18 protein-coding genes are annotated in these 19,398 nt (G+C 73.1%); 10 read left to right on the plus strand and 8 right to left on the minus strand.

From position 1 onward, the window contains the following. Nucleotides 1-30 precede the first annotated feature (30 nt). Nucleotides 31-1,275, plus strand: coding sequence for an acetyl-CoA hydrolase/transferase family protein (locus ACE3QY_RS06005; protein WP_374455098.1), 1,245 nt, complete (start codon nucleotides 31-33; stop codon nucleotides 1,273-1,275). 4 nt (nucleotides 1,276-1,279) lie between these two features. Here the strand turns inward: ACE3QY_RS06005 and ACE3QY_RS06010 are convergent, their stop codons facing one another. Both ACE3QY_RS06010 and ACE3QY_RS06015 read right to left on the minus strand, forming a co-directional pair. Continuing rightward, nucleotides 1,280-1,732 carry a hypothetical protein gene (locus tag ACE3QY_RS06010; RefSeq protein WP_374455099.1) on the minus strand — a complete coding sequence of 151 codons (453 nt, stop codon included), beginning with the start codon at nucleotides 1,730-1,732 and terminating at the stop codon, nucleotides 1,280-1,282. A gap of 18 nt (nucleotides 1,733-1,750) precedes the next feature. Next, the gene (locus ACE3QY_RS06015) at nucleotides 1,751-2,173 is read right to left on the minus strand and encodes a VOC family protein (protein WP_374455100.1); all 423 of its coding nucleotides are present in this window, start codon (nucleotides 2,171-2,173) and stop codon (nucleotides 1,751-1,753) included. Nucleotides 2,174-2,214: 41 nt separating this feature from the next. Between ACE3QY_RS06015 and ACE3QY_RS06020 the strand changes: the two genes are divergently transcribed. The 5 genes from ACE3QY_RS06020 (at nucleotide 2,215) to ACE3QY_RS06040 (ending at nucleotide 7,378) form a co-directional block, all read left to right on the plus strand. Beyond that, a complete protein-coding gene (locus ACE3QY_RS06020; protein ID WP_374455101.1) occupies nucleotides 2,215-2,940 on the plus strand; it encodes a VOC family protein in 726 nt (241 codons plus the stop codon). 50 nt (nucleotides 2,941-2,990) lie between these two features. Further along, nucleotides 2,991-3,641 (plus strand): DUF3060 domain-containing protein, encoded by a 651-nt coding sequence (locus ACE3QY_RS06025; protein ID WP_374455102.1) that lies wholly within the window; start codon nucleotides 2,991-2,993, stop codon nucleotides 3,639-3,641. Between the two features lie 83 nt (nucleotides 3,642-3,724). Beyond that, nucleotides 3,725-5,029 (plus strand): hypothetical protein, encoded by a 1,305-nt coding sequence (locus ACE3QY_RS06030; protein WP_374455103.1) that lies wholly within the window; start codon nucleotides 3,725-3,727, stop codon nucleotides 5,027-5,029. Nucleotides 5,030-5,040: 11 nt separating this feature from the next. Continuing rightward, nucleotides 5,041-5,703, plus strand: a complete 663-nt coding sequence (locus ACE3QY_RS06035) for an RNA polymerase sigma factor (protein ID WP_374455104.1) — start codon at nucleotides 5,041-5,043, stop codon at nucleotides 5,701-5,703. A 1-nt stretch (nucleotide 5,704) separates the two neighbouring features. After that, nucleotides 5,705-7,378 carry a hypothetical protein gene (locus ACE3QY_RS06040; protein ID WP_374455105.1) on the plus strand — a complete coding sequence of 558 codons (1,674 nt, stop codon included), beginning with the start codon at nucleotides 5,705-5,707 and terminating at the stop codon, nucleotides 7,376-7,378. Here ACE3QY_RS06040 and ACE3QY_RS06045 read toward each other — a convergent pair whose 3' ends face one another. The 4 genes from ACE3QY_RS06045 to ACE3QY_RS06060 all read right to left on the minus strand — a co-directional run bounded on the left by ACE3QY_RS06045 (nucleotide 7,379) and on the right by ACE3QY_RS06060 (nucleotide 11,645). Beyond that, complete coding sequence (locus ACE3QY_RS06045; protein ID WP_374455106.1) at nucleotides 7,379-8,647, minus strand: dihydroorotase; 1,269 nt, start codon at nucleotides 8,645-8,647, stop codon at nucleotides 7,379-7,381. It lies immediately after the preceding gene. Continuing rightward, nucleotides 8,647-9,585: an aspartate carbamoyltransferase catalytic subunit gene (locus ACE3QY_RS06050; protein ID WP_374455107.1), complete on the minus strand. Its 939-nt coding sequence runs from the start codon at nucleotides 9,583-9,585 to the stop codon at nucleotides 8,647-8,649. Before ACE3QY_RS06050 ends, ACE3QY_RS06045 begins: the two co-directional genes overlap by 1 nt. Further along, nucleotides 9,582-10,175, minus strand: a complete 594-nt coding sequence (gene pyrR, locus ACE3QY_RS06055) for a bifunctional pyr operon transcriptional regulator/uracil phosphoribosyltransferase PyrR (protein WP_374455108.1) — start codon at nucleotides 10,173-10,175, stop codon at nucleotides 9,582-9,584. Before pyrR ends, ACE3QY_RS06050 begins: the two co-directional genes overlap by 4 nt. A gap of 189 nt (nucleotides 10,176-10,364) precedes the next feature. Beyond that, a complete protein-coding gene (locus tag ACE3QY_RS06060; RefSeq protein ID WP_374455109.1) occupies nucleotides 10,365-11,645 on the minus strand; it encodes an acetyl-CoA C-acetyltransferase in 1,281 nt (426 codons plus the stop codon). Nucleotides 11,646-11,773: 128 nt separating this feature from the next. Here ACE3QY_RS06060 and ACE3QY_RS06065 point away from each other — a divergent pair, with 128 nt between their 5' ends. Beyond that, nucleotides 11,774-13,108, plus strand: a complete 1,335-nt coding sequence (locus ACE3QY_RS06065) for a 3-oxoacyl-ACP reductase (RefSeq protein WP_374455110.1) — start codon at nucleotides 11,774-11,776, stop codon at nucleotides 13,106-13,108. Further along, entirely contained in the window at nucleotides 13,108-13,989 is an 882-nt protein-coding gene (locus ACE3QY_RS06070; protein ID WP_374455111.1) for a MaoC family dehydratase, read from the plus strand. Before ACE3QY_RS06065 ends, ACE3QY_RS06070 begins: the two co-directional genes overlap by 1 nt. Here ACE3QY_RS06070 and ACE3QY_RS06075 read toward each other — a convergent pair whose 3' ends face one another. Together ACE3QY_RS06075 and ACE3QY_RS06080 are read right to left on the minus strand one after the other, a co-directional pair. After that, on the minus strand, nucleotides 13,990-14,856 hold the full coding sequence (locus ACE3QY_RS06075) for an acyl-CoA thioesterase (protein WP_374455112.1): 867 nt from the start codon (nucleotides 14,854-14,856) through the stop codon (nucleotides 13,990-13,992). It lies immediately after the preceding gene. Next, nucleotides 14,856-15,800 (minus strand): PAC2 family protein, encoded by a 945-nt coding sequence (locus ACE3QY_RS06080; protein WP_374455113.1) that lies wholly within the window; start codon nucleotides 15,798-15,800, stop codon nucleotides 14,856-14,858. Before ACE3QY_RS06080 ends, ACE3QY_RS06075 begins: the two co-directional genes overlap by 1 nt. A gap of 118 nt (nucleotides 15,801-15,918) precedes the next feature. Between ACE3QY_RS06080 and ACE3QY_RS06085 the strand changes: the two genes are divergently transcribed. Both ACE3QY_RS06085 and ACE3QY_RS06090 read left to right on the plus strand, forming a co-directional pair. Next, nucleotides 15,919-17,118 (plus strand): acetyl-CoA C-acyltransferase, encoded by a 1,200-nt coding sequence (locus ACE3QY_RS06085; protein WP_374455114.1) that lies wholly within the window; start codon nucleotides 15,919-15,921, stop codon nucleotides 17,116-17,118. Beyond that, a complete protein-coding gene (locus tag ACE3QY_RS06090; protein ID WP_374455115.1) occupies nucleotides 17,115-19,193 on the plus strand; it encodes a 3-hydroxyacyl-CoA dehydrogenase NAD-binding domain-containing protein in 2,079 nt (692 codons plus the stop codon). The genes ACE3QY_RS06085 and ACE3QY_RS06090 overlap by 4 nt, the downstream gene beginning before the upstream one ends. Nucleotides 19,194-19,398 lie beyond the last annotated feature (205 nt).

A 19,398-nucleotide genomic window follows, 5' to 3' on the forward strand; every position in this document is an offset into this window, starting at 1 on the left:
TATCGGCGCGGGCGTTGACAGGCTGGCCACATGCGCGTCGTCACCCCCGCCCAGGCCGTCCGTCTCGTCGCCCAGCACTGCGCGCGTGCCGAGGTCGGCGCCACGCCCCGTGTGGTCACGAGCGGCAACTTCGCGTCCCCGGTCACGCTGCTCGGACCGCTGCTCGGCGAGCTGCCGGCGGCGCGGCTCCATGCGCTGAACGCGCAGCCGGACCTGCCCGTCCACGACGGCGTGGTCCCCGAGACGACGTTCGTCGGGCCCGGCTTCCGCCGCCACCCCCGGCTGTCCTACGTCCCGTGCCGGCTCTCGATGGTGCCGCGGCTGTTCCACGGCCCGCTGGCCCCCGACGTGGTCGTCGTCCACACCACCACGCCCCGCGACGGGCAGGTCTCGCTCGGCCTCGAGGTCAACGTGCTGCCCGCCGCCATCGAGGCGGCGCGCGAGCGGGGCGCGCTCGTCGTGGCGCAGCTGAACCCGCGCATGCCGTGGACGTTCGGTGACGCCGTGCTGCCGCTCGACGCGATCGACCTCGGCGTCGAGGTCGACGTACCGCTGACGACGCACACGGCACCACTGCCGGGCGACGACGCGCGCCTCATCGGGTCCCGGGTCGCGGCGGAGATCGGTGACGGGGCGACCCTCCAGGCCGGGATCGGCGAGGTGCCCGACGCGACGATCGGCGGCGTCCTCGCGCGGCGGGGCCTGCGGATCTGGACCGAGATGTTCAGCGACGGCGTCCTCACCCTCGAGAAGGCGGGCGCGCTGGACCGCGGCACGCCGCTGCGTACGTCGTTCGTGTTCGGGAGCCAGGAGCTCTACGACTGGGTCGACGACAACCCGCGGGTGCAGATGCTGCGCACCGAGACGACCAACTCCCCGGCGCAGATCGCCCGCCAGCCGGCGATGACGTCGATCAACACCGCCCTGCAGGTCGACCTGTTCGACCAGGCCAACGCGTCGCGGATCGGCACGCGGATCTACAGCGGGTTCGGCGGCCAGACCGACTTCACCGTGGGGGCGAGCCACTCGCCCGGCGGCTGCGCCTTCATGGCGCTGCGCAGCTGGCACCCGCGCGCCGACGTGTCGACCATCGTGCCGCTCGTCGACGAGCCGGTGACGTCCTTCCAGCACGGGGCGGTCGTGACCGAGCAGGGCATCGCGTGGATGTGGGGCCGCGACGAGCGCGAGCAGGCCCGCAACCTCATCGAGCACGCCGCCCACCCCTGCGCCCGCGACGACCTGCGGGAGGAGGCCCGGGCACTCGGCCTGGCCTGACCGGTCAGGACCAGGCGGCGCGCATCACGTCGTACGTCACCGCCGGGCTGTCGTCGTCCCCGGGCACGACGCTGCGCATGACCACCCCGACGCCGGAGTCGCCCACACGGACCTCGATCTCCCAGCGCCGGCCGGGGGCGTACTCGTAGCCCACCGTGGCCGAGGAGTCGTCGCCGGTGCCGACGAGGGTGGCGAGGTCCTGCTGGTGCCAGCTGTCGACCCACGCGGCGGTGACGGTCCCGTCGGCCGTCGGCACTCCCAGCAGCAGGGAGCCGGCCTGCTCGCCGTCGGCGGGGTGCGGCCAGGTGTAGTCGAGCCGGAGGGCACGTCCGCGGGCCGCGTCGGCGACCTCGAGGATCGAGTCGCCGCCGGAGAAGTCGTCAGTCGGCATCAGCCGGAAGTCGGCGGTGCCCGGCCAGCGGCCGGCGGGTGCGTCGTAGGGCAGGGCGGTGGTCATCGGACCATCATCGACCCGTCAGGCGACGAAGACGCAGAACACGTGCCCCGCCGGGCTGGCATAGGCACGCAACGGCTCGTCGGGGTCGTCGGTCCGGTCGAGGCGCAGCTCGCCGCCGAGCTCCAGGACGCGCTCGTGGACGGCGTCCAGCGCGGTCCGGGACGGGACCGTGGTGTCGAGGTGCGACACCGAGGGGTGACCCGGCTCGGGCCACCGGCTCGACGGCAGCGCGGCGACCTCCTGGACGGCGAGGCAACGCCGGCCGTCGGGGTGCGTGAGGACGAGCCAGTCCGCGTCGTCGGCTTCCGCGTCGGGCACCTCGTCCCCCGGCCGGTAGGCGAGGCCGAGCAGGTCGCGCCAGAACTCCGCCTCGGTGCGGACGTCGACGGCGTCGAGGACCGTGTGCAGGAGCTGCGGGACGGCGGGCGGGACGTCGCTCATCCTCCGAGCGTACGAGGCCGGCGAGGTGTCAGGATCGCGTCATGCCGACCCGCCCCGCCTGGACCCAGGTCTTCCTCGACACCCCTGCCCCCGCCTTCGAGGCTGCCGTCGCGTTCTGGGCCGCCGTCACCGGCTGGCGCCCCTCCGAGCGGCGCGGCGAGGACGGCCAGTTCCTCACGCTGCTGCCGCCGGCAGGGTCGGCGTACGTCAAGATGCAGGCGGTGGACGGCCCGGCCGGCATCCACCTCGACCTCGACTCAGCGGACCGGCCGGCCGCCGTCGCCCGGGCACGTGAGCTCGGCGCGACGACGGCGTGGACCTACCACGACGTCGAGGTGATGCGCTCCCCCGGCGGCCTCGCCTTCTGCCACACCCTCCTCGACGGCGAGCCCGTGCTGGAGCGTCCCGGCGCCACCATCCTCGACCAGGTCTGCCTCGACATCCCGGACGCCGCCTGGGACGCCGAGGTGTCGTTCTGGGAGGACCTGACCGGCCGGGAGAAGCAGGTCGGGGCACTGCCGGAGTTCGTCCGGCTCGTCACGCCCGGCCAGCCGCGGATCCTGCTCCAGCGGCTCGGGGAGGGCGAGGGGCCGGTGCGGGCGCACCCGGACCTGGCGACCGCCGACCGGCAGGCCGACACCGCCGCGCACGTCCGGCTCGGGGCGACGGTGCGGGCGGTCCACGCGCACTGGACGGTCCTCACCGCCCCCGGCGGACAGGTGTACTGCCTGACCGACCGCGACCCCCGGACGGGCGGCGCCGGCTGATGTGACCCCCGCCACGGCGGCGAGGCACCCGAACTGCGTACTGTCGGTATGTGACCGTCGCCCACAGAGCCCTCTTCAGCCTGTTCCTCACCCTCGCCGTAGGTGCCGCCGCCGCGGTGGCCGCACCGGCCCACGCCGCCGGGATCACCGTCCCTGTGCAGTGTGAGCTGGGCAGCGAGACGCTGCTCCCCTGGGACGGCGTCACCTACGACCTCCAGGGCACCTGCGGGGCCGTGCGGGTGACGGCCGACGACGCGACGGTGACGATGCCCGCTGCTACGCAGCTGACGATCGAGGGCGTCGGCAACACCGTCACCGCGAAGCCTCTCGGGGCGGTGTCCGTGGTGGGCGCCGGCACCAGCCTCACGACCCCGTCCATCCAGGACCTGGCCCTCGCCGGCAGCGGTTCGACCGTGTCGGTCGCCGGCCTGGTGGAGCGGGCGGAGCTCACCGGCACGGCCTCGACCCTGGCCGCCGACACGGTCAACGTCCTGAGGCTCCGCGGCTCGGACCACGTGACCGCTCGCAAGGCCTTCCGCACCCGCATCACGGGTTCGGACAACCTGCTCGGCCTCACCCGCGCCGTCCGCCTCGTCGTCACCGGCGACCGCAACGCCGTCACCGTCGCCAAGGGGCGCACCACGGTCCGCGACCGCGGCGAGGGCAACGTGCTCGACCTGCGTCCCCGCCGGCGTGGCTGACGGTCTTGTAACGCACCCGGCGTCGCAGGCGCTGTCGTGGTGAGTGGCCCGAGGGGAGGGTCGCCGAACACGAGAGGCCTCACATGGAACTCACGATCCTGCGACGACTGGCGGCCACCACCGCCCTCGTCGCGACGGCTGCGTCACTCGCGGTCGTGCCCACCCTGGTCGGCGGCAGCGCGTCCGCGAGCACCACGACCCAGGTCGACACGTCCCTGTCCATCCGCGCGGTCAAGCCGGCCGTGGCTCCCGGCAGGTCCAGCACCATCCGGGGTCGCATCGCGACACCGGGCGCCGAGCCCGCCGGTCGCGAGGTGCTGCTCGAGGCCCGCGCACCGGGCACGCCGGGCTTCATCCCTGTCGGCACCACGACCTCCGGGACGTCCGGCAGGCTCACCCTCGACGTGACCCCCGAGACCACCACGCTCTACCGCTGGCGCTACGCCGGTGCCGTCGACGCCGACCGAGCGGTCAGCGGCGTCGCGCGGGTGAGGGTCCGCGTCCCGCAGCACCCGGCCCTACGGGTCCGGACCACGCTGTCCATCCGGCTCAAGGAGGTCGGGCCCTCGGACCAGACCGTGGTCCGCGGCAAGCTGTTCGCCCGGGGCATGCCGCTGGGTCGCCGATGGGTCGTGCTCGTCTCGCGCACGCCGGACTCGTCCGGCTGGGGCTTCGAGAGCGCCTCGCGCACCAACGGCCGCGGCACGGTGGTGTTCGGGGTCGAGCCCGAGGGGCAGACGGCCTACCGCCTCGCCTTCCTCGGCACGCCGAAGCTCCGCCCGTCGCGCAGCGCGCGCGTCGTGGTGCGGAAGCCGTCGGAGGTCTCCATCTCGGCAGTGCCCGGTGTGGTCGACCCCGGTGCGTCCTCGACGGTCTCCGGGGTCGTCACCTCGTCCGGCGCCCCCACGCCTGACGCCTCGGTCACCCTGCTGGCCCGCAAGGTCGGCAGCAGTGCCGCGTGGTCGGCCGAGCAGACCGGCACGACGGCCGCCGACGGCACCGTGTCGTTCACCGTGGCGCCGGAGCGCTCCACGGCGTACCGGCTGCGCGTCACGCACAGCCCCGGGGTCACCCGCGGGACCAGCCCGATCGCGCGGGTGCTGGTGCGGGCGGCGAGCTCGCTTTCGATCCGTGGCCGCACCGTCGGTGAGGGGTACGTCGTCGACGGCCAGCTCCGTGCTGCCGGCGCGACGCGTCCCGGACGGACGGTCACCCTCCAGGCGATGGCACCGGGGAGCACCGCCTGGACCCCCGTCGGCGTGGACGTGACGAACGGCAAGGGACGGGTGCACTTCGTCCAGGACCGCGTCGCGGACACCCAGTACCGTCTCGTCTACGACGGCGAGGCGCGCTTCCTGCCGACGGTGAGCGGCACGGTCGTCTCCTGACGACCTCTTCAGTGGAGGAGCACGAGCTGGACTCGACCGAGCGCCGCGAGCGGCCGGACGGGAGTGCCGACACGGCCCCCGCCCGGCCGTTCGGTGGTGCGCGCCCACCCGGCCCCGACGACCGCCTCCAACGGGCGCTCGACGGTGCCCGGTCCGGCGACGAGGCGGCGTTCGCCCTCCTGTGGCGCACGCTGCACCCGCCTCTCCTGCGCTACCTCGCGGTCCGCTGCCCCGACGGCCGTGAGGACGTCGCGTCGGAGACCTGGCTCCAGGTGGTGCGGGATCTTCCGGGCTTCGGCGGCGGCATCGACGACTTCCGGGGCTGGCTCTTCACGATCGCCCGCAACCGCGCGATCGACCACGGCCGGGCACGGTCCCGGCGACCGGCGGTGCCGGTGGCGGCGCCGGCGGAGCACACGACCGCTGCGTCGGTCTCGAGCGCCGAGGAGGACGCCGTGGCACGCGACGCGACGGACCACGCCCTCCGCATCGTGGCGTCCCTGCCCGCCGAGCAGGCGGAGCTGGTGATGCTGCGGGTGGTCGCCGGCCTCGACGTCGCCGTCGTCGCTCGCATGGTGGGCAAGAAGCCCGGGACGGTGCGCGTCGCCGTTCACCGGGCCCTGCAGAAGCTGGCACGCGACCCGCGTGCCCACGCGCTCGGAAAGGTGGTGTGAGATGTCCGGTCACGACGACGACCTCTCACCGTGGAACGACGACCCGCTGGTGCAGGCGCTGCGCGCCCCCGGCACGGCCGACGAGCTGGCCGGGGAGTCCGAGTTCGTCGCCGCCTTCCGTGCCGCGCAGCCGGGCGCGCAGACCGCGCACGGCACCGCCCGCGGCCGGCTGCGGCTGGTCGGCCGACGTCTCGGTGGCGGCGGCACGGCCGTGGTGGTCGCGGTCGCGCTGGGTGCCGGCGCCGCTGCGGCGTACACGCAGAACCTGCCCGACCCTGTGCAGCGAGCCGTCCACGACGTGCTCGGCCCGGTCGGGGTGCCGGCACCGGAGAAGCCCCGCACCGACGGCACGCCCAGCACCCCCGAGTCCCAGGCCCCCTCCCCCGGCACCCAGCAGCCCTCGAGCGAGCAGCCGCCGTCGCAAGGGCCCGACGAGGCCACGACCGAGCCCACCGACGACCCCTCCGAGCAGCCGACCGAGGAGCCGACGGACTCGCCCTCGGCCAGCCCCACGGAGCCGACGACCTCGCCGACCGAGACGCCCACAGAGACGCCGACGAGCACCCCGACCCCCGTGACGCCGACCTCCGTCACGCTCGCCGGCGCCAGCCACCGGGCAGCGCCCGACGAGCAGGTCGCCCTCACCGGCACGCTGACCGCCGCCGACGCGACGCCCGTGGCGGGCCAGGCCGTGTCGCTGCTCCAGCGCCAGGAGGATGCGTGGCTGCCCGTCGCCACGGCGACGAGCGACGAAGCGGGCGCGATCAGCGTCACCGCACCGGCCCTCACGCGGACCTCGGCGTTCCGGCTCGCCGTCGGTGAGGAGCTGACCAGCCGGGTCTGGCGGGTCGTGCTGGTGCCGACCCTCACGCTCACCCAGCGCCCCAGCGGGTCGTCGACGGCGCTCGACGTCACCACGCGCGGTGGTCGGGCCGGTGACCCGGTCGAGCTGGTGAGCCCACGCCCGAGAGGTCCAGTGGTCGTCGGTCGTGCCCGGCTGGGCGCCGATCTCAGCGCGACGTTCCAGGTGCCCTCACCCAGCACCCGCGTGCGGTACGTCGCCCGGCTGGCGCGCACGCGCGCCCACGCCGCTGTACGCGCCGGCGTGCGCCTGCTGCCGGCCAGGCCCGTGGCGATGAGCGCGAGCGTCCTCGACACCACTCCCGGACCGGGCGACACCGTCGTGGTGTCGGGCACCGTCACCGGGCCGGAGGGCGTCGTGCTGCCGGGTCGCCAGGTGTGGCTGCTGCTGCGCACCGCCGGCGGCGACTGGCGTCGGCTCGGCTCCGCGACCAGCGGCGCGGACGGCTCCGTGTCGATCTCCGCCGGCACCCTGGACGGCAACGCTGCCGTGCGGCTGCGGGTCGGCAAGGTCCGCAGCCCCGTCGTCGCGCTGAAGCTCCAGCCGGAGTGGACCGCCACGGTCACCCCGGGTGACCGTTCCGCCGTCATCGGCGGGCGGGTGCTCGGTGGTGGCACCGGCGACCGGGTGCTGCTGCGCACGGTGGTCGACGGCGTGCTGACCACGGTCGGCGAGGCGACGCTGGCCGCCGACGGGTCGGTCAGGTTCCAGGTGCCGCTGCCCGAGCGACGCCAGGTCCGCTACCGGCTGGTGCTCCCGCGCACCCCGATGCACCTCCGCGCGACGACGGCGGTGGTGGTGCGAGCCCCCTAGTCAGGCCAGGGCACCGTCGCGGACCGTCACCCGGCCGGCGTACACCGTGTGGACGACGCGCGAGGTGAGGCTGCGGCCGTGCCAGGGGTTGTTGCGCGACAGCGAGGCGGAGGCGTCCCGGTCGACGGTGATCGAGGCGTCGGGGTCGACCAGCACGAGGTGGGCCGGCGAACCCGGCGCGAGCGCCTGGCCCTGGCCGCCCAGCCCTGCGATGCGGGCCGGGTTGACCGACATCACCCGGGCGATGTCGGCCCAGGAGAAGTCCTCCATCACCGTGCGCACCACCCCGAGCGCGGTCTCCAGGCCGAGCATCCCGAAGGCCGCGTCGACGAAGGCGTGCTCCTTGTCGTGGCGCGCGTGCGGCGCGTGGTCGGTGGCGACCGCGTCGATGGTGCCGTCCGCGAGGCCGGCGCGGACGGCGTCGACGTCCTCCTGCGGTCGCAGCGGCGGGTTGACCTTGTACGTCGGGTCGTAGCCGGTGAGCAGGTCTGTGGTCAGGAGCAGGTGGTGCGGCGTCACCTCGGCCGTCACGTCGATGCCTTGGGCCTTGGCCCAGCGGACGACCTCGACCGAGCCGGCCGTCGAGACGTGGGCGACGTGGACCCGCGACCCGGTGTGCCGGGCGAGCATCACGTCCCGGGCCACGACGACCTCCTCGGCGATGCCCGGCCAGCCGGGGAGGCCGAGCCTCCCGGACAGCTCGCCCTCGTGGCAGCAGGAGGCCGGCCCGGCGAGCGCGGGGTCCTGGGCGTGCTGGGAGACCACGCCGCCGAAGGCCTTGACGTACTCCAGGGCACGGCGCATGACCCGGGCGTCGTGCACGCACTTCCCATCGTCGGAGAAGACCGTCACGCCGGCGCGGGAGCGGTGCATCAGCCCCAGCTCGGCGAGCTCCTCGCCCGCGAGGCCCCGGGTCACGGCGCCGACCGGCTGGACGTGGACGAGCCCGGCCTCACGGCCGAGCTCCCACACGCGGGTCGCAGCCTCGGCGGTGTCGGTCACCGGCGTGGTGTTGGCCATCGCGAGCACGGCCGTGTAGCCGCCGAGCGCGGCCGCCTGGGAGCCGGTGAGGATCGTCTCGGCGTCCTCCCGGCCGGGCTCGCGCAGGTGGGTGTGCAGGTCGACCAGGCCGGGCAGTGCGACGAGGCCGTCGGCGTCGATGGTCTCCGCCCCGGACGGTGCCTCGTCGACGAGCACCCCGGCGTCGTCGACGTAGAGGTCGGCGGTCTCCTCGCCGAGCAGCGAGGCTCCCTTGATCACCAGCGACATCAGGCCTTCTCTCCTTCGAGGTCTCCTGCGAGCAGGTGGTAGAGCACGGCCATCCGGATCGCGAGCCCGCTGGAGACCTGCTCCAGCACGACCGACTGGGCCGCGTCGGCGGCGTCGGCGGCGATCTCGAGGCCACGGTTCATCGGGCCGGGGTGGCAGATCGGGACGTCGGGCTTGAGCAGCGCGAGCCGGTTGCGGGTGAGCCCGTAGCCCACCGTGTACTCCCGGGCGCTCGGGAAGAACGCGCCGGACATCCGCTCGCGCTGGACCCGCAGCATCATCACGGCGTCGGCCTCCGGCAGCACCGCGTCGACGTCGTACGACGTCTCGAAGCCCGCCGCGGCCGACCAGCTGCCGATGCCGCTGGGCATCAGCGTCGGCGGGGCGACCACGGTCACCCGGGCGCCGAGCTTGGTCAGGCACTGGACGTTGGAGCGGAAGACCCGGCTGTGGGTCAGGTCGCCGATGATCGCGACGTGGCGGCCCTCGAGCGAGCCGAGGTGGCGCTGGAGGGTGTAGGCGTCGAGCAGCGCCTGGGTCGGGTGCTCGTGGGTGCCGTCGCCGGCGTTGACGACTGCTGCGTCGACCCACTCGCTGACCTGCACGGCGGCGCCGCTGGCGGGGTGGCGGATCACGAGGCCGTCGACGCCCATCGCGCAGACCGTCAGGACGGTGTCGCGCAGGCTCTCGCCCTTGGATGTGCTGGAGCCCTTGGCGCTGATGTTGATCACGTCGGCGGAGAGCCACTTGCCGGCGATCTCGAACGACGACCGGGTGCGGGTGGAGTCCTCGAAGAACATGTTGACGACCGTGCGGCCGCGCAGTGCGGGCAGCTTCTTGACGTCGCGGCGCTGCACGTCGTGCATGTCGGCCGCGGTCTCGAAGAGCTGCTGGACCTCGTCGGTGGAGAGGTCGTCGATGGAGAGCAGGTGCTTCACGAGATCGTCACCTCGTCGACGCCGTCGACCTCGCTGAGCCGGACGCTGACCCGTTCGGCGAGGGCACTGGGCAGGTTCTTGCCGACGTGGTCGGCGCGGATCGGCAGCTCGCGGTGGCCGCGGTCGACCAGGACCGCGAGGCGCACGGCCGACGGCCGACCGAGGTCGGCCAGCGCGTCCAGGGCGGCCCGGATGGTGCGGCCGGAGAAGAGCACGTCGTCGACCAGGACGACGACCTTCTTGTCGATGCCGGTGGGCGGCAGGGCGGTCTTGTGCGCGCGTCGTGTGGGCTGGGAGCGGAGGTCGTCGCGGTACATCGTCACGTCGAGCTCGCCCACCGCCACGGGCGCGCCCTCCACCGCGGCGATCTTCTCGGCGATGCGCCTCGCGAGCGGTACGCCGCGCGTGTGCAGGCCGAGCAGCACCAGGTCGGTCGCGCCCTTGTTGCGCTCGAGCAGCTCGTGTGAGATGCGGGTGAGGGCCCGGGAGATGTCACGGGCGTCGAGGACGGTGCGGTCCGCCCGGTCGCTCGTGGATTCAGGCGTGGAATCGGGCGTGGACTCGGGCAGGGTCTCTTCGGGGGCAGGCATCTGCGCGCCGGACCTCCTTCTCCGCCTCACGGGACGGCTCGTTAAAGGATGTCGATCGGCCCCGACCCTACAGGTGAGCGGGCACTTCGTCCCCGTCAGGCGGACCGAGCGGGCACTTCGTCCCCGTCAGCGGGCGCGCACGGGGAGGAACTGCCCGGTCACCGGTCCGGACGGGTACGAAGTGCCCGGTCAGCGCTCGAGGATGGCGACGACGCCCTGGCCGCCGGCGGCGCAGATCGAGATGAGCGCCCGCCCCTTGCCCTTCTGGGCGAGCAGCTTCGCGGCGACGGGGACGATGCGCCCGCCGGTGGCGGCGAAGGGGTGGGCGGCGGCCAGCGAGGAGCCGTTGACGTTGAGCTTGTCGCGGTCGATCGACCCGAGCGGGGCGTCGAGGCCGAGGCGCTCCTTGCAGAACACCGGGTCCTCCCAGGCCGCGAGCGTGGAGAGCACCTGCGAGGCGAAGGCCTCGTGGATCTCGTAGAAGTCGAAGTCCTGCAGCGTGAGCCCGTTGCGCTCCAGCATCCGCGGGACGGCGTACGCCGGCGCCATCAGCAGGCCCTCGTGGCCGTTCACGTAGTCGACGGCGGCGGTCTCGGCGTCGACGAGGTGGGCCAGCACCGGCAGGCCCCGCTGCTCGGCCCACTCGTCGCTGGCGAGCAGCACGGCGGAGGCGCCGTCGGACAGCGGGGTGCTGTTGCCGGCGGTCATGGTCGCGGCCGAGCCCTTGCCGAAGACCGGCTTGAGGGTCGCCAGCTTCTCGACCGTGGAGTCGGGACGCAGGTTGTTGTCGCGCTCCACGCCGCGGAACGGCGTGATCAGGTCGTCGTGGAAGCCCTCGTCGTACGACCGGGCCAGGTTGTGGTGCGAGCGGGCGGCGAGCTCGTCCTGCGCCTCGCGGGTGATGCGCCACTCCAGGGCGGTCAGGGCGGCGTGCTCGCCCATCGACAGCTTGGTGCGCGGCTCGCCGTTCTGCGGGATGTCGAGGCCGATGTCGCCGGGACGGATGGCGCCCAGCGCCTTGAGCCGACTCGCGGTGTCCTTGGCAGAGTTCACCTTCATCAGCTTCTTGCGGAGCTTGTCGCTGATCGCGACCGGCGCGTCCGAGGTGGTGTCGGTGCCACCGGCGACGCCCGCGTCGATCACGCCGAGGGCGATCTTGTTCGCCACCTGGATCGCGGCCTGCAGGCCCGTGCCGCAGGCCTGCTGGATGTCGGTGGCGGGGGTCTCGGGCGCGAGCTTCGAGCCCAGGACCGACTCGCGGGTGAGGTTGAAGTCGCGCGAGTGCTTGAGCACGGCGCCGGCGACGACCTCGCCGAGCCGCTCGCCCTGCAGGTCGAAGCGCTCGACCAGTCCGTCGATGGCGGCGGTGAGCATCTCCTGGTTGGAGACTCCGGCGTAGACCGTGTTGGAGCGCGCGAACGGGATGCGGTTGCCGCCGACGACGGCGACCGGACGAGTGGTGGTCTGCATGTCCATATCCTTGCCGGTGAGGTGCCCGACGCCAACGGTGTGAGGGGCACGTCACGAAATGTGGACTCTGAGTTGCACACGGAGTTACATGTGTCCGACCGCCGCACGACCGAAAGGCCTCCGTCCCCATGAGCGACCGCTACCAGGGCTTCGTGTCCACCCCGATCGGCCAGCTGTTCGTCAAGAACCTGGGGCTCCCCAACCCCACCGCGCTGGAACGCTGGTCGGAGGGGGCGCCCCTCGTGGACGGCGTCGTCGTGCTCGGCGGGAGCGGTCGGCTGGGCGAGGTGCTGCCCTCGACGCTCGACGGCCTCGGCATCGCCTCCGCCCGCGAGCTCGAGGACGGCGCCAGGGCCAAGGGCCTCGTCTTCGACGCCACCGGGATCACCGACACCGCCGGCCTGGTCGCGCTGCAGGAGTTCTTCACCCCGCTCATGCGCCGGCTCGAGACCTGCCCACGCTTCGTCGTCCTCGGTACGCCGCCGGAGCTGGCGTCAGGCTCGGAGCGGGTCGCCCAGCGCGCACTGGAGGGCTTCACCCGCTCGCTCGGCAAGGAGATCGGCCGCGGCGGCACCGTCCAGCTCGTCTACGTCGCGCCGGCGGCCGACGGCGCGATCGCCTCGACGCTCGCCTTCCTCCTCTCTCCCAAGTCCGCCTACGTCTCGGGCCAGGTCGTGCGGATCGGTGCTCACGGCGCGACGACGACCGACCCCGTCACCGACTGGACCCGGCCGTTGGCCGGCAAGGTCGCCCTCGTCACCGGCGCCAGCCGCGGCATCGGCGAGGAGATCGCGCGGGTGCTGCACCGCGACGGTGCCACCGTCGTCGGTGTCGACGTGCCGCAGGCGGCCAGCGAGCTGCAGACCCTGATGGCCGAGCTCGAGGGCGACCACCTCGTCCTCGACATCACCGCCAAGGACGCGCCGCAGCGCATCGCGCACCACCTGCGCGAGCACCACGGCGGCGTGGACGTCGTGGTGCACAACGCCGGCATCACCCGCGACAAGAAGCTCGCCAACATGGCCGAGGACCGCTGGGAGAGCGTGATCGCGGTGAACCTGACCGCACCCGAGCTGATCACCCGCGAGCTCCTCGACGCCGGAGTCGTCAACGCCGGTGGTCGCATCGTCGGGGTCGCCTCGATCGCGGGCATCGCCGGCAACGTCGGCCAGACCAACTACGCGACCTCCAAGGCCGGCGTGATCGGCCTCGTGGACAGCCTGCGCGACGAGCTCGACAACGGCATCACCGTCAACGCGGTGGCGCCCGGATTCATCATCACCCAGATGACCGCAGCCGTGCCGTTCGCGACCCGCGAGGTCGGCCAGCGGCTCAACGCGATGGCGCAGGGCGGGCTCCCCGTGGACGTGGCCGAGACCATCGCCTGGTTCGCGAGCGCCGGGTCGGGAGCGGTCAACGGCAACGTGGTCCGCGTCTGCGGCCAGATGATGCTGGGCGCCTGATGACGGAGTCGAAGACCCTCACGGGCGACCCCGGTGGACTGACCACGCTGGTCAAGGCGGCCCTCCCCGCCCTGCCGGGCATCAACCAGCTGCCCGGCGTCCGGAAGGGCCGTCCCGACGACTTCACGGGCCTCGCCTACCGCCGCGAGGGCGTGGTCGCCGAGCGCGGCCGCGTCGACGCGTACGCCGCCGTCTGCGGCTTCCCACGCAAGGACGTGGTGCCGGTGACGTACCCGCACCTGCTGGCCTTCCCGCTGCACATGGCGATCATGGGCGACCCCGCGTTCCCCTACCCCGCGATCGGCATGGTGCACGTCGAGAACACCATCACCGCGCACCGCGCGATCGGCGTCGGTGAGTCGCTCGACGTCGCCACCGCGGTGGGCGCGCCCCGCCCCCACGCCAAGGGGGTGCTCCTCGACTTCGCCACGACGGTGACCACCGACGGGGCGACGGCGTGGGAGTCGACCTCGACCTACCTGCGTCGCGGCCGCCCGGTCGACGGCGAGCCGGAGCCCGGCCTCGCGATCGTCGACACGCCCACGGGCGGCATCGAGTGGCGGCTGCCCGCCGACCTCGGGCGGACGTACGCCGCCGTGTCGGGCGACGCGAACCCGATCCACCTCTACCCGCTGACCGCCAGGGCACTGGGCTTCCCGCGTCAGATCGCCCACGGCATGTGGACCAAGGCCCGCTCGGTCGCGGCCATCGAGAACCGGCTGCCCGAGGCGGTGACGGTCGAGGTCGCCTTCAAGAAGCCCGTGTTCCTGCCCGCGACGGTCGCCTTCGCGGCACGCCGTGACGACGAGCGGTGGACCTTCGCGATGACCAGCCCGGAGGACGGCTCCCCCCACCTGCTCGGGCGTACGACGCCCGCCTGATCAGCGGTCCCGGTCGCGTAGCCTGATCAGTCCCTCCTGGGCCACCGTCGCCACCAGCTCGCCCGACTGCGTGAACACCCGGGCCAGGGCCAGCCCGCGGGCACCGCCGGCGAACGGCGAGAACTGGTCGTAGAGCCACCACTCGTCGGCCCGGAACGGCTTGTGGAACCAGATGGTGTGGTCCAGCGAGGCCGGCATCAGGCGAGGCGAGGCGATGTGGATGCCGTGCGGCACGAGCGCGGCGCCGAGCAGGGTCAGGTCGCTCGCGTAGGTGAACGCCGCGGCCTGCATCGTCGGGTCGTCCGACACCGCGCCGTCGACCTTGATCCAGAGCCGGGCCTGCGCCGGGTGCGCCGGGTCGTCCGGGATGCCGCGGCCGGTGATGCCGACGTGGCGGATGTCGAGCGCCGACCACTCGCGCTCCCAGTGCTCGGCAGCCTCCGGGCCGCGCTCGCGGGCCAGCTCGACCAGCGGCATGCCCTGCTCGGGCGGGACCACGTCGGGCATCCGGTCCTGGTGCTCGAGGCCCGGCTCGGGGATCTGGAAGTTGGCCGTCATGTAGTAGATCGGCCGCCCGTGCTGGCGCGCGGACACCCGGCGGGTCGAGAACGAGCGGCCGTCGCGGATCCGCTCGACGTCGTACACGATCGGGACGGCGGGGTCGCCCGGGCGCAGGAAGTAGGAGTGCAGCGAGTGGAGGACGAACTCGCCGTCCACGCTGCGGGTCGCCGCGACGACCGCCTGGGCGGCGACCTGGCCGCCGAAGACCCGCTGGCGCTCGGTGCGCGCCTGCGTGCCCCGGAACAGGTCGACCTCGAGCTCCTCGAGCTCGAGCAGTGACGTCAGCTCGGCCGCGCTGCCCGCCATCAGCGGTCCTCCCAGCCCGGGTCGTCGCCGTTGTCCTTGGACTGGTCGTCGAGGTCGGCCAGGAACGCCTCGAAGGCGCTGCCGATCTCCTCGCCGGTGGGCAGCGGCTCGTCGCCCGCCAGCAGCGACGTGCCGGCGGCCTCGGCCTCGCGGAAGGAGTCGTACTGCTGCTCCAGGCCGCGGACCACGTCGCCGACCTCGTCGTGGGAGGCGAGGTAGCGGTCGACCTCGGTCTCGGTGATCTCGGCGGCCTCGCGCACGTCGGTGAGGTCGATGGTCAGGTGGCCACCGATCTCGAGGTGCTCGAGCAGGACGAGTGCGGCCTGGGGGTACTCCATCTGCGCGAGGTAGTGGGGGATGTGCGCCACGAAGCCCAGCGCGTCGTGGCCCCACTCCCCCAGCCGGATCTCGAGCAGCGCCTGCGCGCTCGCCGGCACGCGCAGCTCGCCCTGCCACGGGCTCTCGCCCGGCACCAGGTCGGGACGGTTGGCGTGCGGCGTGATCGCGATCGGACGGGTGTGCGGCACGGCCATCGGCACCGCGCCCATGCTGACGACGCGGGACACACCGAAGTGCTCGACGACCTCGCGGACCGCGCGGGCGAAGGCCTCCCACCTGATGTCGGGCTCCGGGCCGGCGAGCAGCAGGAACGGGGTGCCGCCCGTGTCGCGCATCGCACGGACGACCAGGCGGGGCGCCTCGTAGTCGGCGTAGTGGTCACGGACGAACGTCACGGGAGGACGGCGCGCGCGGTAGTCGTGGAGCGCGTCGACGTCGAAGGTGGCGACGACCTTGCCGCCGGACAGCTCCGACAGGTGGGAGGCGGCCAGCTCGGCCGCCTTGCCGGCGTCGAGGAAGCCGGTGAGCACGCAGACCAGCGTCAGGTCGCCCGCGTCGGCGAGCACCTCCGCGTCGTCCACGATGTGCACGAGTCGTTCGGCCATGCCTCAACCCTAGTGAGTCCGTGCCCGTGACCCGACACACACCCGCGCATCTGGGCAGGTCTTGTTACTCAGGGGTAACGTGTCGCCGTCCTGCTGTTCTCATCCCTGGGAGATATCAGTGCCCCGTCCACAGCGTGAGGTCGTCTTCGTCGACGGCGTGCGCACCCCGTTCGGCAAGGCCAAGGGCCAGTACGCCGAGACGCGCGCCGACGACCTCGTCATCAAGTGCATCCGCGAGCTGATGCGCCGCAACCCGTCCCTCCCGCCCGAGCGGGTCGACGAGGTCGCGGTCGCCGCCACCACCCAGATCGGCGACCAGGGCCTGACCATCGGCCGCACCGCCGCGCTTCTCGCCGGGCTCCCGCAGAGCGTCCCTGGCTACTCCATCGACCGCATGTGCGCGGGCGCGATGACCGCGGTCACCAACACCGCGTCGGGCATCGCCTTCGGCGCCTACGACGTCGCCATCGCCGGCGGCGTCGAGCACATGGGCCGCCACCCGATGGGCGAGGGCGTGGACCCCAACCCCCGCATCCTCTCCGAGCGCATCGTCAACCCCGACGCCCTCGTGATGGGCAAGACGGCCGAGAACCTCCACGACCGCTACCCCACGATCACCAAGCAGCGCGTCGACGAGTACGCCGTCCGCAGCCAGCAGAAGACCAAGGCCGCCTACGACGCCGGCAAGATCCAGCCCGACCTGGTGCCCGTCGCGACCCGGTCGGCCGACGCCGGCTGGGGCCTAGCCACCCTCGACGAGCCGATGCGTCCCGAGACCACCCTCGAGTCGCTCGCCGGCCTGAAGACGCCGTTCCGCTCCCACGGCAACGTGACCGCCGGCAACGCCGCGGGCATCAACGACGGCGCCACCGCCGCCCTCCTCGCCGACGAGGAGACCGCGCGCGAGCTCGGCCTGCCGGTCAAGATGCGCCTGGTCACCTACGCCTTCGTCGGCGTCGAGCCCGAGGTGATGGGCGCCGGCCCGATCCCGGCGACCGAGAAGGCCCTCAAGCTGGCCGGCCTGACGATCGACGACATCGACGCATTCGAGGTCAACGAGGCGTTCGCGGTGCAGGTCCTGGCCTTCCTCGAGCACTACGGCATCGCCGACGACGACGCGCGGGTGAACCCCTACGGCGGCGCGATCGCCATGGGCCACCCGCTCGCCTCGTCCGGCGTACGCCTGATGAACCAGCTCGCCCGCCAGTTCGAGGAGCGCCCCGAGGTCCACTACGGCCTCACCACCATGTGCATCGGCATCGGCATGGGCGGCACCGTGATCTGGGAGAACCCGCACTGGAACGGAGACACCAAGTGAACGACGCCACCATCTTCGAGCGCGCGCAGGCGATCGTCTCCGACGCCGAGCGCGTGACCCAGGCCCACCTCCGCACGGTGTCCCTGCCGGGCGCGAGCATCGGCCTGATCACCCTCGACAACGGCGAGGACCACACCAAGCCCAACACGTTCGGCCCGGCCTCGCTGCTCGCGCTGAACACCGCGATCGACGCGGCGCTCGCCGACGACGCGATCGACGCGATCGCCGTGACCGGCAAGCCGTTCATCCTGGCCGCCGGTGCCGACCTGAACGCGATCCAGGGCGGCGGCCCCGATGCCGTACGCACCGTCGCCGAGCTCGGGCACGCGGTCTTCCGCAAGCTGCAGGACGGCGGCAAGCCGTCGTTCGGCTTCATCAACGGCCTCGCCCTCGGCGGCGGCCTCGAGGTGGCGCTGCACTGCACCTACCGCACCGTCATGGACTCGGCGCCGGCCCTCGGCCTGCCCGAGGTCATGCTCGGCCTGGTCCCCGGCTGGGGCGGCGCCTACCTCGTGCCGAACCTCGTCGGCGCCGACAAGGCGGTCACGCTGATCCTCGAGAACCCGCTCAACCAGGGCAAGACGCTCGGCGGGCAGGCGGCGTACGACTTCGGGCTGGCCGACGCGGTCTTCAACGGCGCCGACTTCCTGGAGCAGTCGCTCCTCTGGGCGGCCTCCGTCCTGCGGGGCGAGGTCACCGTCGAGCGTCCCGAGGTGGACCGCGGCGAGGCCTGGGACGCCGCGATCGCGCGCGCCGAGGGCATCGTGGCGAGCAAGACCGGCGGCGCCTCGCCCGCCGCGAAGAAGGCCGTGGAGCTCATCGCCGCGGCCCGCGACGCCGACCGGGACGCCGGCTTCGCCGCCGAGGACGACGCCCTCGAGGCGATGTCGCAGACGGCCGAGCTGCTCGCGTCGCTGTACTCCTTCGACCTGGTGCAGAAGCGGGCCAAACGGCCCGCCGGCGCCCCGGACAAGTCGCTGGCCCGCCCGGTCACCAAGGTCGGCATCGTGGGTGCCGGCCTGATGGCCAGCCAGCTGGCGCTGCTCTTCGTACGACGCCTCGAGGTGCCGGTCGTGCTCACCGACCTGGACCAGGAGCGGGCCGACAAGGGCGTGGCCTACGTGCACACCGAGATCGACAAGCTGCTGGCCAAGGGCCGGATCAACCAGGACAAGGCCAACCGCCACAAGGCGCTGGTCTCCGGCGAGACCGACAAGCAGGTCGCCTTCGGTGACGCCGACTTCGTCATCGAGGCCGTCTTCGAGGAGATGTCGGTCAAGAAGACCGTCTTCGCCGACGTGGAGAAGGTCGTCAGCAGCGAGTGCGTGCTGGCCACCAACACCTCGTCGCTGTCGATCACCGAGATGGCCGCCGACCTCGAGCACCCCGAGCGGGTCGTCGGCTTCCACTTCTTCAACCCGGTGGCGGTGATGCCGCTGCTGGAGATCGTCAAGGGCGACGCCACCGACGACGCCACGCTGGCCACGGCCTTCGCCACCGGTCGGACGCTGAAGAAGACGACGATCCTGGTCAAGGACAGCCCGTCCTTCATCGTGAACCGGCTCCTCGGCCGCTTCATGAGCGAGGTCGGCCGCATCGTCGACGAGGGCACGCCGGTCGAGGTGGCCGACGGTGCGTTCGCCGGCATCGCGCCGATGCCGCCGTTCGTCCTGCTCTCGCTGGTGGGCCCCGCCATCGCGCTCCACAACAACGAGACGCTCAAGGGCGCGTTCCCCGACCGCTTCTACGTCTCCCCCGCCCTCGAGCGGATCGTGGCAGCGAGGAAGGGTGCCTACTACGGTCCGGACGGCGCCCTCGACCCCGAGGTCGAGGCGCTGCTGGAGAAGCCGGGCGACCCGATCGTCCTCACCGCCGAGGAGGTCCGCGAGAAGACGCTCGCCGGCCTGGCCGAGGAGGCGCGCCTGATGCTCGACGAGGGCGTGGTCGCGGCACCGCAGGACATCGACCTCGCCATGATCACCGGCGCCGGGTTCTCGTTCTGGAACGGCGGCCTGACCTTCATGCTCGACGTGAAGGGCATCTCGGAGAAGGCGACCGGCAAGCGCTTCCACTGAGCAGGGCCGCGCTGAAGCACCTGGGCGGTGGTCCACCTACATTCCGTACCTCCCGAATGTAGGTGGGCCACCGCCCGTCGCGTTTCCGGGCTCGACCACCTGGGTGAGCGGTGGTGCCCCAACACTTCGCCCGCCTGAACTGGATGGGGGCCCCCGCGGGGTGGGGGGAGGGGCCGGGCCCGGGGGGGGCCGGGGCGCCGCGGGG

Source organism: Nocardioides sp. (genome assembly GCF_041913365.1).
Taxonomy (GTDB): domain Bacteria; phylum Actinomycetota; class Actinomycetes; order Propionibacteriales; family Nocardioidaceae; genus Nocardioides.

Coding starts and splice junctions, on each gene's coding strand:
- ACE3QY_RS06020 (WP_374455101.1), top strand. CDS start 2,215: ATGCCGACCCGCCCCGCCTGGACCCAGGTCTTCCTCGACACCCCTGCC.
- ACE3QY_RS06070 (WP_374455111.1), top strand. CDS start 13,108: ATGACGGAGTCGAAGACCCTCACGGGCGACCCCGGTGGACTGACCACG.
- ACE3QY_RS06010 (WP_374455099.1), bottom strand. CDS start 1,732: ATGACCACCGCCCTGCCCTACGACGCACCCGCCGGCCGCTGGCCGGGC.
- ACE3QY_RS06040 (WP_374455105.1), top strand. CDS start 5,705: ATGTCCGGTCACGACGACGACCTCTCACCGTGGAACGACGACCCGCTG.
- pyrR (WP_374455108.1), bottom strand. CDS start 10,175: ATGCCTGCCCCCGAAGAGACCCTGCCCGAGTCCACGCCCGATTCCACG.
- ACE3QY_RS06060 (WP_374455109.1), bottom strand. CDS start 11,645: ATGCAGACCACCACTCGTCCGGTCGCCGTCGTCGGCGGCAACCGCATC.
- ACE3QY_RS06005 (WP_374455098.1), top strand. CDS start 31: ATGCGCGTCGTCACCCCCGCCCAGGCCGTCCGTCTCGTCGCCCAGCAC.
- ACE3QY_RS06080 (WP_374455113.1), bottom strand. CDS start 15,800: ATGGCCGAACGACTCGTGCACATCGTGGACGACGCGGAGGTGCTCGCC.
- ACE3QY_RS06015 (WP_374455100.1), bottom strand. CDS start 2,173: ATGAGCGACGTCCCGCCCGCCGTCCCGCAGCTCCTGCACACGGTCCTC.
- ACE3QY_RS06030 (WP_374455103.1), top strand. CDS start 3,725: ATGGAACTCACGATCCTGCGACGACTGGCGGCCACCACCGCCCTCGTC.
- ACE3QY_RS06045 (WP_374455106.1), bottom strand. CDS start 8,647: ATGTCGCTGGTGATCAAGGGAGCCTCGCTGCTCGGCGAGGAGACCGCC.
- ACE3QY_RS06075 (WP_374455112.1), bottom strand. CDS start 14,856: ATGGCGGGCAGCGCGGCCGAGCTGACGTCACTGCTCGAGCTCGAGGAG.
- ACE3QY_RS06065 (WP_374455110.1), top strand. CDS start 11,774: ATGAGCGACCGCTACCAGGGCTTCGTGTCCACCCCGATCGGCCAGCTG.